This window comes from Nonomuraea fuscirosea, from assembly GCF_035917475.1.
Classification (GTDB): Bacteria; Actinomycetota; Actinomycetes; order Streptosporangiales; family Streptosporangiaceae; genus Nonomuraea; species Nonomuraea fuscirosea.
Genome location: NZ_CP109074.1, coordinates 7,824,121 through 7,837,418, shown reverse-complemented (window position 1 = coordinate 7,837,418; position 13,298 = coordinate 7,824,121). Strand labels below are relative to the sequence as shown.

Annotated in this window: 8 protein-coding genes and 3 pseudogenes; 6 read left to right on the top strand and 5 right to left on the bottom strand. The window is 68.9% G+C overall.

The genetic code is table 11. The annotated features are described in order from the left end of the window. Window positions 1-173 precede the first annotated feature (173 nt). Complete coding sequence (locus tag OIE67_RS35585) at window positions 174-4,010, top strand: hypothetical protein (RefSeq protein WP_326628757.1); 3,837 nt, start codon at window positions 174-176, stop codon at window positions 4,008-4,010. 468 nt (window positions 4,011-4,478) lie between these two features. Here OIE67_RS35585 and OIE67_RS35575 read toward each other — a convergent pair whose 3' ends face one another. Further along, the gene (locus OIE67_RS35575; RefSeq protein WP_326628755.1) at window positions 4,479-5,093 is read right to left on the bottom strand and encodes a dihydrofolate reductase family protein; all 615 of its coding nucleotides are present in this window, start codon (window positions 5,091-5,093) and stop codon (window positions 4,479-4,481) included. 85 nt (window positions 5,094-5,178) lie between these two features. Between OIE67_RS35575 and OIE67_RS35570 the strand changes: the two genes are divergently transcribed. From OIE67_RS35570 to OIE67_RS35560, 3 genes are read left to right on the top strand one after another with little or no spacing between them, the layout of a single operon-like run. Next, window positions 5,179-5,514: an ArsR/SmtB family transcription factor gene (locus tag OIE67_RS35570; protein ID WP_326628753.1), complete on the top strand. Its 336-nt coding sequence runs from the start codon at window positions 5,179-5,181 to the stop codon at window positions 5,512-5,514. Continuing rightward, entirely contained in the window at window positions 5,511-6,017 is a 507-nt protein-coding gene (locus OIE67_RS35565) for an SRPBCC family protein (protein WP_326628751.1), read from the top strand. Before OIE67_RS35570 ends, OIE67_RS35565 begins: the two co-directional genes overlap by 4 nt. Next, complete coding sequence (locus OIE67_RS35560; RefSeq protein ID WP_326628747.1) at window positions 6,014-6,454, top strand: VOC family protein; 441 nt, start codon at window positions 6,014-6,016, stop codon at window positions 6,452-6,454. Before OIE67_RS35565 ends, OIE67_RS35560 begins: the two co-directional genes overlap by 4 nt. 114 nt (window positions 6,455-6,568) lie before the next feature. Here OIE67_RS35560 and OIE67_RS35555 read toward each other — a convergent pair. Next, window positions 6,569-6,784 (bottom strand): annotated as a pseudogene (locus OIE67_RS35555) (IS256 family transposase); the annotation flags it as partial. Window positions 6,785-6,877: 93 nt separating this feature from the next. Between OIE67_RS35555 and OIE67_RS35550 the strand changes: the two are divergent. Beyond that, window positions 6,878-7,601, top strand: a pseudogene (locus OIE67_RS35550) (ISL3 family transposase); the annotation flags it as partial. A gap of 246 nt (window positions 7,602-7,847) precedes the next feature. Here OIE67_RS35550 and OIE67_RS35545 read toward each other — a convergent pair. The 3 genes and pseudogenes from OIE67_RS35545 to OIE67_RS35535 all read right to left on the bottom strand — a co-directional run. Continuing rightward, window positions 7,848-8,330 (bottom strand): annotated as a pseudogene (locus tag OIE67_RS35545) (chloramphenicol phosphotransferase CPT family protein); the annotation flags it as partial. A 267-nt stretch (window positions 8,331-8,597) separates the two neighbouring features. After that, window positions 8,598-9,788 (bottom strand): hypothetical protein, encoded by a 1,191-nt coding sequence (locus OIE67_RS35540; RefSeq protein ID WP_326628743.1) that lies wholly within the window; start codon window positions 9,786-9,788, stop codon window positions 8,598-8,600. Window positions 9,789-10,205: 417 nt separating this feature from the next. After that, complete coding sequence (locus OIE67_RS35535) at window positions 10,206-11,483, bottom strand: enolase C-terminal domain-like protein (RefSeq protein ID WP_326628741.1); 1,278 nt, start codon at window positions 11,481-11,483, stop codon at window positions 10,206-10,208. Window positions 11,484-11,720: 237 nt separating this feature from the next. On the opposite strand from OIE67_RS35535, the gene OIE67_RS35530 reads away from it, so the two are divergent. Continuing rightward, a complete protein-coding gene (locus tag OIE67_RS35530) occupies window positions 11,721-13,190 on the top strand; it encodes an aldehyde dehydrogenase (NADP(+)) (protein WP_326628740.1) in 1,470 nt (489 codons plus the stop codon). Window positions 13,191-13,298 lie beyond the last annotated feature (108 nt).

The window sequence follows — 13,298 nt, the reverse complement described above, 5'->3', positions numbered from 1 at the left end:
CTAGATAAGCCCGGTATGCCGGCGGTATGTCCGCGGTTACCTGGTGTTGCCCGGCAATCGCGCATCGTGTGACACTCGGCGAGGCTGTGTGGCCGATGATCAAACTTCGAGCGGTGACGGAGGCTCCGGTGCGGCTGAATGCGCGTGCATGGTTACCGAGACGGTGGCAGGCGGTGATCGCGACCTCCACAGTCCTGGCTGTGCTGGCCAACCCGCTGGGGGTGGCGCCGGCCTATGGCGAGGCCGCGGCCCCCGCCGATCGGTCCCTCGTGGTGTCGGCCTGGCAGGAGGGCGGAGTGCAGGTCCGATTAGCCGCTGAAGCGGCGCTGCTCGGCTCGGACGCCCAGGTCAGCACGTTCCTGGCCGAAGGATGGGAGCGTGCCCAGCGTCTCGACCAGCGGGACAACCTCACGAGAATCATCGGCAACGGCGGTCCCGCGTTGCGGGTGAAGGCCCAGGCTGCACTGGACGCGGACGCCGCGGGCGACCAGAACGCGATTCCCGCATTCCTGACCAGCGGATGGCAGAGTGCGTCGGACATCGATGCGCGGGTGTCGGTGAACCAGGTGATGGCCGCCGGCGGCGAGCAGGTCAAGCAGGCGGCCCAGGCTGTCCTGGACTCCGGAGACGCTCAGAAGCTGCGGGAGTTCCTGGAGACCGGCTGGCAGGTGCAGTGGCGCACCGACCAGCGGCTGCGGATCAACCAAGCGATGGCCATCGGTGGCCCGCAGGTCCGCGCCGCAGGCCAGAAGGCGCTCGACGCGGGCACGCCGGAAGCGATGGATCAGTTCCTCGCCTACGGCTGGGCGGTGGCTTCGGCGCGGGACGACGAGGTCGCTACGCTGCAGGACCTGCTCGGCCAGGCGCGGGCGGCCGGTGCGCTGGCGGCGCAGGAGACCGCCAACGCCGTGGCCGAGGCTGAGCGCGCCAAGGAATCGGCAGCCGCGGCACGCCGGTCCGCGGAGCAGGCCGCCGCCGCGACCGAGGCTGCGCGCGACGACATGGCTGAGGCCAAGGCGCAGGCCCAGCGGGCGGCGACGGCGGCGCAGCAGGCGGCCGACGCCGCTCAGGTGGCCGTCGAGGCTGCGGCGGGTGCGATCCGAGCGGCGCGGGCAGCCGCCCATGCGGCGGCAATGGCCGCGCGGATGGCGTCCAAGGCCAACAAGTACGCCACCGCGGCCTATCTCAGGGCCAACGAGGCGACCCTGGACGCCTCGAAGGCGGCCGACGCACGACGTGCGGCGGCGGCGGCCAGCGCGATCGCGAAGGAGACGCGGGGCTTCGTAGCCGTAGCGGAGGAGGCAGCCAAAGCGTTCGAGGCCATGAACGGTGCTGTCGCACACGCCAGGAACGCGGCCCAGAATGCCCTGGCGGCAGCGATGGCCAACGATCAGGCGGTCCGGTACGCCAACGTGGCAGGCGTGGCCGCCCGGGAAGCCGTCGAGGCGGCGGCCAGGGCGCGAGCCAATGCCGAGCGGGCCGTCCGGGCAGCACGGGCGGCTGAGAACTACCTCGCGGTGGCCATCGATGCCGCGACCAAGGCGCGAAACGCTGCCAACCGGGCGGCAGCCAATGCCGAGGCAGCGGCGGCAGCGGCTCTGGAGGCCGCGGAGCACGCCGGCGAGGCGGCGGAGGCGGCGCAACGGGCTACCGCCTATGCCAACGCCGCCACGGCGGCCGCGGAGGAAGCACTGGCCACCGCGGCCGAGGCGGCCGACCTGTTCGAGGCGGCGCGCACCGCCGACGCCGAGCGCTTGGCGCTGGCCAGGGACGAGGCCCTGGAGAAGGCCCGCGCGGCCAATGCCGCGGATGAGGCGCAGCAGCGCGTCGCCGACTGGGACGTCGACCAGGCCGCCAAACGCGACGCCGAGACCAACCGGCTCATCGTGGTGGTTCTCGACCCCGCCATCAAGCGGGCCGCCGCGGTTGCGGCGGCCCGCAAGGTCGCGCTCAACCTGGCCCAAGGCCAGGGCGCCTGGACGAAGCAGGCGGCGCTCGCCGCCCTGAAGGGCGCTGACGATCTCGCGCTGGAGTTCGTCCGTACCGGCCTGGCCGAAGCCGTGGCACACGACAACCGCCTGGCGGTGACGAACCTGTCGGTGACCGAGAACGCCGCGTTGAGAACAGCGGCCAACACCGCGCTGGCCGGCAGCGACCAGACGGTCGCGACCTTCCTGCGCACGCAGAACTACCCCGGCCGCTACAGCGCGGACCGGGCAAAGGTCAACCAGATCCTGACCGCGGCCAAGACCGCCGGCGACGTCGTGCTGGCGGAGCGGGCCCAGCAAGCCCTCAACACCGACACGCTGCAGGCACTGCGTGACTTCCTGGACACCGGCCAGTACACCGCGGCGACCATCGGGGAACGCGTGCTGGTCAACCAGGTCCTGGCCAGCCCGGACAGCCGGCCGGAGGTGAAGGCAGCCGCGCAGATCGCCCTGGAGGGACCCGCGCCGGGCCTGCGTCAGTTCCTCAGCACCGGCCGGTTCATCGCGGCCGAGCGGGACCACGAGAGCGCGGTCCACCTCGCGGTGGTCGCAGGTCTGCACCAAAAGATCAGTCAGATCGCCGAGACGGCGGTGGAGGACGCGCTGAAGGCGCAGAGCGTGGCCGCCCAAGCGCGCCACGACGCCGCTCAGGCCGCGTCTTACGCTGAGCAGGCCCGCGCTTCGGCGAACCGGGCCGCCGGCTTCGCTCAGCGGGCCAGCACCTACGCCGACAATGCCGCTGCCTCGGTGGACAAGGCCGCAGCCGCGGTCAGGACCGCCCGTGCGGCGGCCACCCGGGCCACAAGCTCAGCTCGCAGCGCCATCCGATCGGCCACCTGGGCGATCCACTCTCACCAGCTCGCCGTCAACGCCGCCAACATGGCCTACAAGGCGGCCAGTGCCGCCTACGATGCGGCCCGTCGCGCGGGCAAGGAGGCCTCGGCCGCTCTCGATGCGGGCAAGGTGGCCTTCGACGCCTATGACGAGGCCTACGGCGCTGCCATCTACCAATGCGGCATCGATTACGGTGGCGAGGACCTCGCTGAATGGGAGGACTTGCTCGACCCCGGAGGCGAGTGGCACGAAACCTGTATCCGCAACATCGTCGCCGATCCGGATGAGCTGATTCCGCGGGCATACATGAACTCCGGTTTCTGCACCCTGCTGTACGCGCCGACCACCCAGCTCTACCAGAACTGCGTTCAGTCCACCTTGGATCCCGCGTTCCGGGGGGTGCAGAATCTCGCTTACGCCGCCGAGCTGGGCGGGGCGCTGATGACCTCCTGGGCATTCATTCAGAGCCAGGCTCTCGGCATCTACGCCCTCGGGCTTCCCAGCCACAAGGCCATCTCCTGGCTGATGAACATTTACACCCTCGGTTCCTCGATCTACAACCTGATCCAGGATGACAAACCGCTCTCCGAGATCCTGGCGGACGGTCTCCCGCCTGGTCTCGGTGGGTTCGTGGAGCAGTTCGCCAGGCACCTCAGCGTCGGCGCCCAGGCGCTGAACACGGCCAACGCGGCTGCTGGAAGGGGCCAAGGAGCGCTCTACCAAGTCCAACTGACGCTGAGCCGGGTCCAGGCGGTTTCCGCCCTCCCGACTGCTCAGGCGATGCTCGCCGGTGACTACACCACCATCATGAACACCGCCTTCTTCTGGTCAGGTCGCAGCGCGACGTCGTCTGGCCAGTACCTGGCGGCCGGACCTGAGGCGGCCGCCGCGATCGCGAGAGAAATGGGCGGCATCACGCTCGAAACCCTCATGGGCATCCGCGGAATTCCGCACGGTGAAAGGAACTCCACCCACCCCTTGATGGTCGAGGTGTGGCAGAAAGTGGCCGCCGCCTACGCACGAGGTGTCTCCGGCGAGGTCAGAGCGGTTCTCGGGCAAGACCTGGGTCCGCACAGCATCTGGAAGAACGTCGAGTGTCCCGCGCTCATGGCCAATCCCAACGTCACCAAGGTGGTCGTGATCGACCTGACCACGCGGGCAACGAAGGTGATCTCGACCTGTGATTGATCCGTAGGTCGCGACGGCAGCCTGCGTGGTCGGTTCTTCGCTGACCACGCAGCGGTGCCAAACTGGAACACGGCAGAAACGGGCCGCGGGCTGAGTCGGCGGCAGGTCAGCGGTGGTCGGCGCTCTACATCCAGTCCAAGCCGGGCAGTCCAGAGGTCGCGTAGGTCCTTGCCGGCGCGGTGCCAGGCGGTCTCGAAGTCGTCTCTACTGATCTCCAGGTCCTCCAGCCCCGGGGTCCAAGACGTCGACTACCGAGAGGAACATGTGCCACTCCCAGGATGGATGGACCAAAACCTTCACCGAGCCACGCCTCTGCGCCGCCATCGTCGACCGGCTCACAACGCCACCATCATCGAGACCGGAACGAGCTCCTACCGCATGGCTCAAATCGGCGCCCGAGCACAGGCCGGGAAACCTGCTTGACCACGCAATTCACTGCTCTCATCGGTCATTGGGCGGTGTCTGGCGTTACCTGAGGTTCTGCGTCGCGCGGCGATAGATCAGGTGAGTCACGCCGATCCCCTCGATGATCTCCGCCAGGTCGAAGCCGATCGGCGCTGTGTCGCCAAGCCCGGTCAGCATGGGTGTACCGGCGCCGAGAACCACCGGCACGATGTCCATCCGCAACTCGTCGAGCAGGCCGGCACTCAGCGCGGCGGCCACGGTGCCGCCGGGGCCGACACCGACGTCGCGATGCCCTGCCACCTCACGGGCCCGCGCGATCGCGTTCTCCACGCCGTCACTGACGAACGTGAACGACGTCGTAGTGGCCTCCCAGCCGGCCGGCGGTGGACGGTGGGTGACGACGAACACCGGCACGCCGCTCGGGTGCCGCCCATTCCAACCCGCGGTGAGGTCGAACAGGTTGCGGCCGACGACACAGGCCCCGACCTGCTCTTGGAGTGCACGCAGGTACCGGGCGGTCGCCTCGGAGGTGAGGTAGGTCAGCCGGTCCGGATCGGCCGTGGGGGTAGCGACGGTGCCGGCCGTGCACCATGCGAACAGCCGGTCGAACCCTGTCTGGCCAGGCCCGGAGATGTACCCGTCCAGCGAGACCGACGCCTGTGTGAAGACCTTTCCCATGGTGCCCCCAGAGCGTTCGCGATTGACAAACCCGGACTCTAACACATATAAAACCAACAGGTTATTGAACCGGAGGGTTATCGATATGGTTGCAAGCGGCACGCTGGACGCGACGTTCGCGGCGCTGGCGGACCCCACCCGGCGGGCCATCCTGGCCCGGCTCGCGAAAGGTGATGCCACGGTCACCGAGCTGGCCGCGCCATTCGCGATGAGCCAGCCAGCCGTCTCCAAACACCTGCGGGTGCTTGAACGAGCCGGCCTGGTCAGTCGCGGCCGGGACGCGCAACGCCGGCCGTGCCGGCTGGTGGCCGAACCGCTCAGGACGGCCACGGACTGGCTGGCCGACTACCGCGACTACTGGGAAACGAGCTACCAGCGACTGGATGCCCTGCTGGGCGACCTGCAGGACGACAAAACGTGACATCTCCACACCCCGGCCTCGGGCTGCGGGTCGTCGCGTCCGGGACCACCGACCTCGTCCTCACCCGCACATTCGCCGCTCCCGCGCCGCTGGTCTTCGCCGCGCTCACCCAACCGGAACTGCTCCGCCGCTGGCACGGCGCCCGCGGCTGGCGGCTGACCGTCTGTGAGGTCGACCCGCGTCCCGGCGGTGCCTGGCGGTTCGTCTCCACCGGCCCGGCCGGCGCCGAGATGGAACTCCATGGGCTGTTCCGCGAGGTCGTGCCGCCGGTGCGCCTCGTACAGACCGAGATCCACCGTGACTGGGCCGACGGTGAGGCACTGGTCATCACCGTTCTGGACGAGATAGACGGACGCACCGCCATGACCGTCACCGCGCGATATTCCTCGTCCGAGATCCGCGACGCGGTCGTGCGCAGCCCGATGGAACGCGGCGCCGGCGAAGGATACGACTGTCTTGCCGCCCTACTCGCCACCCTCATCCACGAAAGGCGCCATCCATGACCGACACGCCCACCCCCGCCGACGAGATCCCCAAGGATTCCGGCAACCCACCCGTGCCGCCTGGCATGCTGTTGCTGGAGCTAGTGCCGGTGCCGGTCACCGATATCGAACGGGCCAAAGCCTTCTACCAGGACCAGCTCGGGTTCCGCCTCGACGTCGACGTCGACCCGAAGCCCGGTATCCGCATTGTCCAACTCACCCCACCCGGTTCGGCATGCTCGATCACCCTCGCCGAAGGTCTCCCCACCCTCGACATGCCTCCGGGAACACTGCGCGGTCTGCACCTCGTGGTCGCCGACATCGAGGCGTCCCGCGCTGAACTCGTCGAACGCGGCGTCGAGATCAGCGAGGTCGAGGACCTCGGCGGAGTGTTCTACGCGTACTTCGCCGACCCCGACGGCAATACCTGGTGCCTGCAGCACATGCCCTGGCGTTGACCCCCGGGGACGCGGCGTAGCCGTCGTCGGATTTCGCACCTGCTCATCGGCATGTGCGTCGATGAACAGGACCGGGTAGACGGGATCGAGCGACCGCTTCTGTCACTCGGCCATGCCGTCCAGCACCTTGTCGGTGATGGTGGAGATGGTCAGCCGGCCCAGCAGCCCGTTCTCCCCGACCAGTTCCACGCCCTCGGCGCGAGCCTGGTCGACCAGCCGGGCCACCAGCTCCCGATCCGACGCCTTGTTCTTGGTCTCCCTGGGGTGCTCGCGCGCCACGCCGGCGTCGTCCAGGTCGATCTCCGTCGATGCCTGGATCACCGTACTCATCAGGTGCGTTCTCCTTGATCAGGAGTTACACCAGAGGCCGGGCTCTGGCCCGTAATCGGTGGTGGCGTTGAGTGATCCTTGCCAAGCTGGGCCGTGCTCAAGATCGACGGTCTTGTAGGTGTGGTGTTTGCGGGGCTGTCTGCCCTGGTCATTGAGGGAGTGCAGGACGAGGACGACCTCATTCGGGTCATGGCCCGTACACGGGGCGAGCCGGTGCCGTGCCCGCTGTGTGGCGCGCTGACCGGCCGGGTGCACGGCTACGCGAGCCGGACGGTCACGGATGTCCCGGTCGACGGGCGGCGGGTAGTGGTGTCGCTTCAGGTACGGCGTCTACTCTGCCCGGCGTCTACTCTGCCTGGCGTGGGGATGCCCTCGCCGGACGTTCCGTGAGCAGGTTCCCGGGCTGCTCGAGCGCTACCAGCGTCGGACCAGCAGGCTCACCGGCCAGCTGGGCGCGATGGTGAAGGAGCTGGCCGGCCCGGCGGGTGCTCGATTGTCAGCGGTCTTGGCCATCGCGATTTCGAGGTCTGCAGCGCTGCGTCTGCTGGTGCGGTTGCCGCTGCCGGCGCTGCGGATTCCGCGCGTGCTGGGGGTCGATGACTTCGCGCTCAAGCGGCGGCACCGGTATGCCACCCTTCTGATCGACGCCGAGACCGGCGAGCGAGTCGACGTTCTGCCCGGCCGTGGTGCCGATCTGCTGGAGGCGTGGCTGCGCTCCCACCCGGGGGTTGAGATCGTCTGCCGCGACGGGTCGGGCGCATATGGTGAGGCGGTTCGGCGTGCTCTGCCGGATGCGGTGCAGGTCGGGGACAGGTGGCAGTGCGCCATGCGGCGCCTGGCAGCCCGGCCGGCGTCTCTTGATGGCTGCGCGGGCGTGGCTCGTGGTTGCTGGAACTGGCCCTCGCCCCCGGCGAGGGTGTCCTGTCATAGGTGTCACGGTTGCGGGAGCGTCAACTCGTCGCGAGAGGTTGTCGGCGCAGAGACCCAGATGTTCCGGGTGGGGGTGGGGAGGGATGTTTCGGCACGTGGTGGGGTGGGGGTTTGTTCGTGAGAGTTGGTTGCGGTTGTTCGTGGTGGTGTCGCATTCGATGTCGTAGGTGCCGTAGGAGTGGACCTGCCGGAGTTGGGCGGCTGCTTGTCCGGGTTGCCGGTCGCCGCGTGCCCTTTCCCGGCGGGTCAGTTCCTGTTCCGAGCAGTGGATGCCGATGAAGACGACGTCCAGGCCGTTGAGGACGGTGAGGCAGTCCAGCAGCCGCCACTGCTCGCTGAGGACGTAGTCGACGACGAGGTCGTTGCCTGCCTGGGCCATGCCCGCGACTGCGCGGTGGAAGCCGGCGCGGGTCCGGGCCAGTGTGGCGGCCAGGTCGTCGGGGGCCAGCTCCAGAGTGCGCTGGCGGGCGCGCATCGCGTTGATGGCATCGACGGGCATGTGGAAGAAGGGGCGATCCAGGATGAGCAGGAGTCGCTCGGCGATGCTCGATTTGCCTGAGCTGGACGCCCCGTTGAGGAGGAGGACCTGCCCGGTCCCGGGTGTCGTGAAGCTCATGGGCTTCATTCTGGCCTGGGCTTGAAGGAGTACTCGCGTCCCCTGCCTCGTCTCCGGCTTCGACTTTGTCTCCGTCTCCGGCTTCGTGTCCGGTTCCGGCTTCGTGTCCGGCTTCGTGTCCGGCTTGGGCTTCGTCCTCGTGTCCGGCTTCGGCTGATGTTTGAGCCAAGGCGAATGAGGGGGCGGATGTCGCTGGGGGCGGGCTGGTTGCCGTGAGCGACGGTGCGGTGCTGGTGGCAGCGGTTGGGATGTTCACTGCCGGACCTGTTAGGTGTGGAGCTGCAGGGCTTGGGTGAGGGTGGTCAGGCGTTGGGGGGAGGCCAGGCCTGCGTGGTAGAGGTGGAACTCTGAGGCTCCTGCTTTGGCGTACGTTCTGAGGTGGTCGAGCAGGACGCTCGGGTCGGCGGGGCGGGGTGGGAGGGCCAGGACGTAGGCGCCCACTCGCTGGCCTGGTGTGGTGAGTTCCTTCAGGCGGGCCAGGCGGATGGCGTCTGTGGCCGGGTCGCCCCAGCAATTGGCCACCAGGACGTCGGCGTTCGGTTCGCCTGCGGGGAGGGGGGCGAAGGCGCCGGTGGCCCAGGGGTCTGGGTTGGCGTGCAGGGTTATGGGGGTGTTCGGGGCGATGGTGCGGGTGAGGGCTACCAGGCGTTGGCGGAGAGTGGTGGAGAGGCCGACGCGGATGGCGCGTACTTCGTCGGTCAGGCTGCCGAGGGCCGACTCGATGGTGTTCGGGGTGGATGAAGTGGTGGTGGTGCTCGCTCCGGCTGTGGTGTTTGCGGCGGTGGTTTCTGTGGCGGGGTTCTCCGGGGTGGTGCGGTCTATGGCGGCGCGTACGGCTGCTGCGGTTGCTTCGGGGTAGCGGGGGGCGCAATTGGTGCAGAAGCAGAGTGACAGGAGATCCACGTCTGCTGGGGTCCAGTCTGCGCCGGACGTCTTCTCGTGGACGCTCTGGTGGCCGAAACCCATCGGGCCGCAGGCCTCCAGGATCAGGCCGTCGGGCTCGCCTACTTCGAGGATTTCCCGGACCATCCGTTCGCAGTACTCGATGACGTCCTCGTGGGCCGGGCACAGGGCATAGGGGTACGGGTCGCCGAAGGCGTTGCGTACGACCAGGTCAGGGTTGGCCGTGCCGAGGTGTGAGTTGTGGGTGAGGACGGTCCAGGCGTGAACTTGGAGACCGGCGGCCTTCAAGGCGTCTCTTGCCTGGAGGTAGGCGTCGGCGGGGGTCCACGTCGGGACGGCGGGGACGAGGCGGGCCCAGGACGAGCGGCGGATCGGGAGGTAGAAGGCGGGGTGCGGTACGTCGAGCACCCGGTGGGCGGGGTGGTACGGCGTGGCCGCCCTCGTCGAGTGATAGCTGGCTGCCAGGGCGACCGCTTGGACGCCGAGGTCGGCCAGGCGGCCTGGAGCCGACGGGTCCCCGACCACGTCCCATGGGTAGAGGTAGGCGAGGTTCATCAGGGCATCTCCTTGCCGCCGTTGATCGGCGGGTCTTCTTTGTCGGTGGTCTTGGGTGTGGGTGGCCGTTGGCTCAGTCTTGCTGGAAGCCGTCCGGGTGGTCGGCAGCCTGGGCTGGATGTGGTGATTGTGGCTGGTCCACAGGTGGGGGTGGTTCTCGGTTGGGTGGGTTGGTGGTTGGAAGGGGTCATGGGGTGGTGGTGTCTGTGGAGTCCAGCCGGTGTTCCTGCCGTTGGGTTTCTAGCGAAGGTGGGTGGTGTCGGGGCTGGGGTTCTGTCGACGGCGCGGTGAGTTGGCAGCAGGGCGATGGTGGGGCTCGGTGGGTGCGGGAGTTGTGAGTTGGTAGGGCTCCGGTGGCAGCGATTGGACGGTGGCTGGGTGGAACTGAGGGTTGTCGGGGTGGGGCTGGGGTGGTGGTTACCAGCGGGGTCTTCCTGCGGTGAAGGTGGGGGTGAAGCGTTGCATGTATGAGGTGTCGTTGCGGGCGACGATGCCGCACTTCTCGTACTGCTCGTTCATCACTGCCAGCGCGTCACGGTCGAGGTCTACGCCCAGGCCTGGGGCGGTGGGGACGGGGACGGCGCCGTTCGTGAACTCGAGTGCGCCGGGCTGGATCACATCCTGGCCGTTCTGCCAGGGGGTGTGGGTGTCGCTGGCGAAGGTGAGGTTCGGCGTGGCGGCGGCCAGATGGGTCATGGCGGCCAGGCTGATGCCGAGGTGGGAGTTGGAGTGCATGGACATGGCCAGGCCGAAGGCGTCGCACATGGCGGCGATGTGCGAGGAGCGGACGAGTCCGCCCCAATAGTGGTGGTCCAGGAGGAGGACGCCGATGGCGCGGGTGGCCATCGCGGGTGGGAAGTGATCGGGGGTGACCACGCACATGTTGGTAGCCAGGGGCATCGGGACGGCGGCGGCTACTTCGGACATGCCGGGGATGCCGGGCGTGGGGTCCTCCAGGTATTGGAGGACGCCGTCGAGTTCGCGGCCGACGCGGATCGAGGTCTCCACCGTCCAGGCGGCGTTCGGGTCGAGGCGGAGCGGTAGGCCGGGGAACGCCTCGTGCAGGGCGCGGATCGCGGCGATCTCCTCATCGGGGCGGTAGACGCCGCCCTTGAGCTTGATGGACTCGAAGCCGTACTCGTCGATGAGCAGCCCCGCCTGCTCGACGATGCCGGCCGGGTCCAGCGCGGCGCCGAACCTGTCGGGCTCGTCGTCCGGGTGGCCGGCCCACTTGTAGAAGAGGTACGCGCTGTACGGCACGGCGTCCCTGACCCTGCCCCCGAGCAGGTCCGAGACCGGTACGCCGGCGGCTTTGCCGCGAATGTCCAGGCAGGCGACGTCGAAGGGGGAGAAGACTCGGTCGACTGTCCTCTCCTTGGGGTTGGTGGTGAGAGGCACGGGTGTGGTGGCGCCGGTCCCGGTTGCCTTGGTGACAGGCCCAGGGGTGGGGGCGCCGGTCCCGGTGGCCTTAGTGAGGGTCCCGGTCGGAGTGGTGCCGGTCCCGATTGCCTCGGTGCTGGTTCCGGTCGGGGTGGTGGCAGTCCCGGTTGCGCTGGCGCAGGTGCCTGGTGCGCCGAGGAGCGCGGAGATGCGGGCGTACATGGTGTTCGTGGCGTGGACGTCGAGGCCGATCAGGGCCTGCGCGCATTCGCGTACTTTGCGGAGATGGTCGAGGTCTCCGTAGGTCTCGCCCAACCCGGTCAGACCTTGATCGGTGACGACCTCGACAATGGTACGGAGGGCCCACGGCTCGTGGACTCCGGCGGCGTTGAGAAGAGGCGGATCCCGGAAAGCGACGGGGGTGACATGGATCTGCCTAATGATCATTTCGTACGCCGTCCATATATGTGAACAATAGCCAGATTTGTGGACAAGTTGCCGCAACTGTAAGAATTGGGCTGAAGAAGTGTCAAGACTCCGAAGGGCCATTCGATGATCTACGGACACGACCCCAGGACCGGCGAGACCGTGGGCGCCGCGCTGCCCGAGACCGACAGCGCCGGGGTCGACTTGATCGTCTCTGCCGCTGCGGCGGCCGGCGCGGCCTGGCGCGCGACTCCGGCGGCCGAGCGGGCCGTCGCGCTGGAGGCCGTCGCCGACGCGCTCACCGCCCACGTGGACGAACTGTGGCAGCTCGCCGACCAGGAGACCGCGCTCGGCGAGGTACGGCTGCGCGGCGAGGTGGCGCGGACGGCGGGGCAGTTCAGGCTCTTCGCCGAGGTGATCAGGGATGGCGGCTACCTGGAGGCCATCATCGATCACGCCGACTCGTCGCTCGCGCCGCCCAGGCCGGACGTGCGGCGGATGAAGAACGCGCTGCAGGGCGTCGTGGCCGTGTTCGCGGCCAGCAACTTCCCGTTCGCGTTCTCGGTGGCGGGCGGCGACACCGCCTCCGCCCTGGCCGCCGGATGCCCCGTCGTCGTCAAGGCGCATCCCGGGCACCCCAACACCTCCGAGCGGGTGGCCAAGATCGTCGGCGAGGCGCTGCCGAACCCGGACCTGCTGGGGCTGGTCCAGGGCATGCAGGCCGGCGCCGACCTCGTCCAGCACCCCAGTGTGGTCGCGGCCGGGTTCACCGGGTCGGTGGCCGGGGGCAAGGCCATCCAGAAGCTGATCGACGAGCGCGAGACGCCGATCCCGTTCTTCGGCGAGCTCGGCAGCGTCAACCCGGTGGTCGTGCTTCCTTCCGCGCCCGTCAAGGAGGTGGCCACGGGGTTCGCCGGGTCGCTGACGCTGGGGGTGGGGCAGTTCTGCACGAATCCCGGGCTGCTGTTCGTGCCCGAGAACGACGAGCTGCGCCAGGCGATCGTCGAGGCCGTCGAGGGGACCAGCGGCGGGCCGATGCTGGCCGAGCGGATCAGGGACGGCTACCTCGGCGGCGTCGAACGCCTGGGTGAGCTGCGGCTGCTGGCCGAGGGCAAGCCGGGGGAGGGCAGCCTGGCCGTCACGCCCAAGGTCTTCACGGCCGATCTCGACACGTTCGCCGGCAAGCTGCCGAACATCGGCGAGGAGTGCTTCGGGCCGGCGTCGATCGTGGTGACGTACCGGGACGTCTCCGACCTCCCGGCGGTGCTGGAGCGGCTCGAAGGCTCGCTGACCGCGACCGTGCACGGCACCGAGGCCGAGGAGGCCGCGGAGGTCGCCGGCGTGCTGGGCCGCAAGGCCGGGCGGCTCATCTGGAACGGCTGGCCGACCGGGGTCGCCGTGTGCTGGGCCATGCACCACGGTGGGCCCTGGCCGGCCGCGACGACCACGTCCACGTCCGTGGGGGCCACGGCGATCGAGCGGTGGCTCGCGCCCACCGCCTACCAGGACTGGCCGGAGGCGCTGCTGCCGGACGAGCTCAAGGAGGCCAACCCGCTGTCCATCCCGCGCAGGGTGGATGGACGCATGCAGGGTTAGGAGTACCCCTCGTCTGGAGCGAGTCAAGGCTGAGTCGTCCCTGAGCGGCGGATGGCGGCAGGCCTCGCGACCTCTGGCGACAGGGCCCGTGATTTGTGGCGACGGGTC

Coding starts and splice junctions, on each gene's coding strand:
- OIE67_RS35530 (WP_326628740.1), top strand. CDS start 11,721: ATGATCTACGGACACGACCCCAGGACCGGCGAGACCGTGGGCGCCGCG.
- OIE67_RS35540 (WP_326628743.1), bottom strand. CDS start 9,788: ATGAACCTCGCCTACCTCTACCCATGGGACGTGGTCGGGGACCCGTCG.
- OIE67_RS35570 (WP_326628753.1), top strand. CDS start 5,179: ATGGTTGCAAGCGGCACGCTGGACGCGACGTTCGCGGCGCTGGCGGAC.
- OIE67_RS35560 (WP_326628747.1), top strand. CDS start 6,014: ATGACCGACACGCCCACCCCCGCCGACGAGATCCCCAAGGATTCCGGC.
- OIE67_RS35575 (WP_326628755.1), bottom strand. CDS start 5,093: ATGGGAAAGGTCTTCACACAGGCGTCGGTCTCGCTGGACGGGTACATC.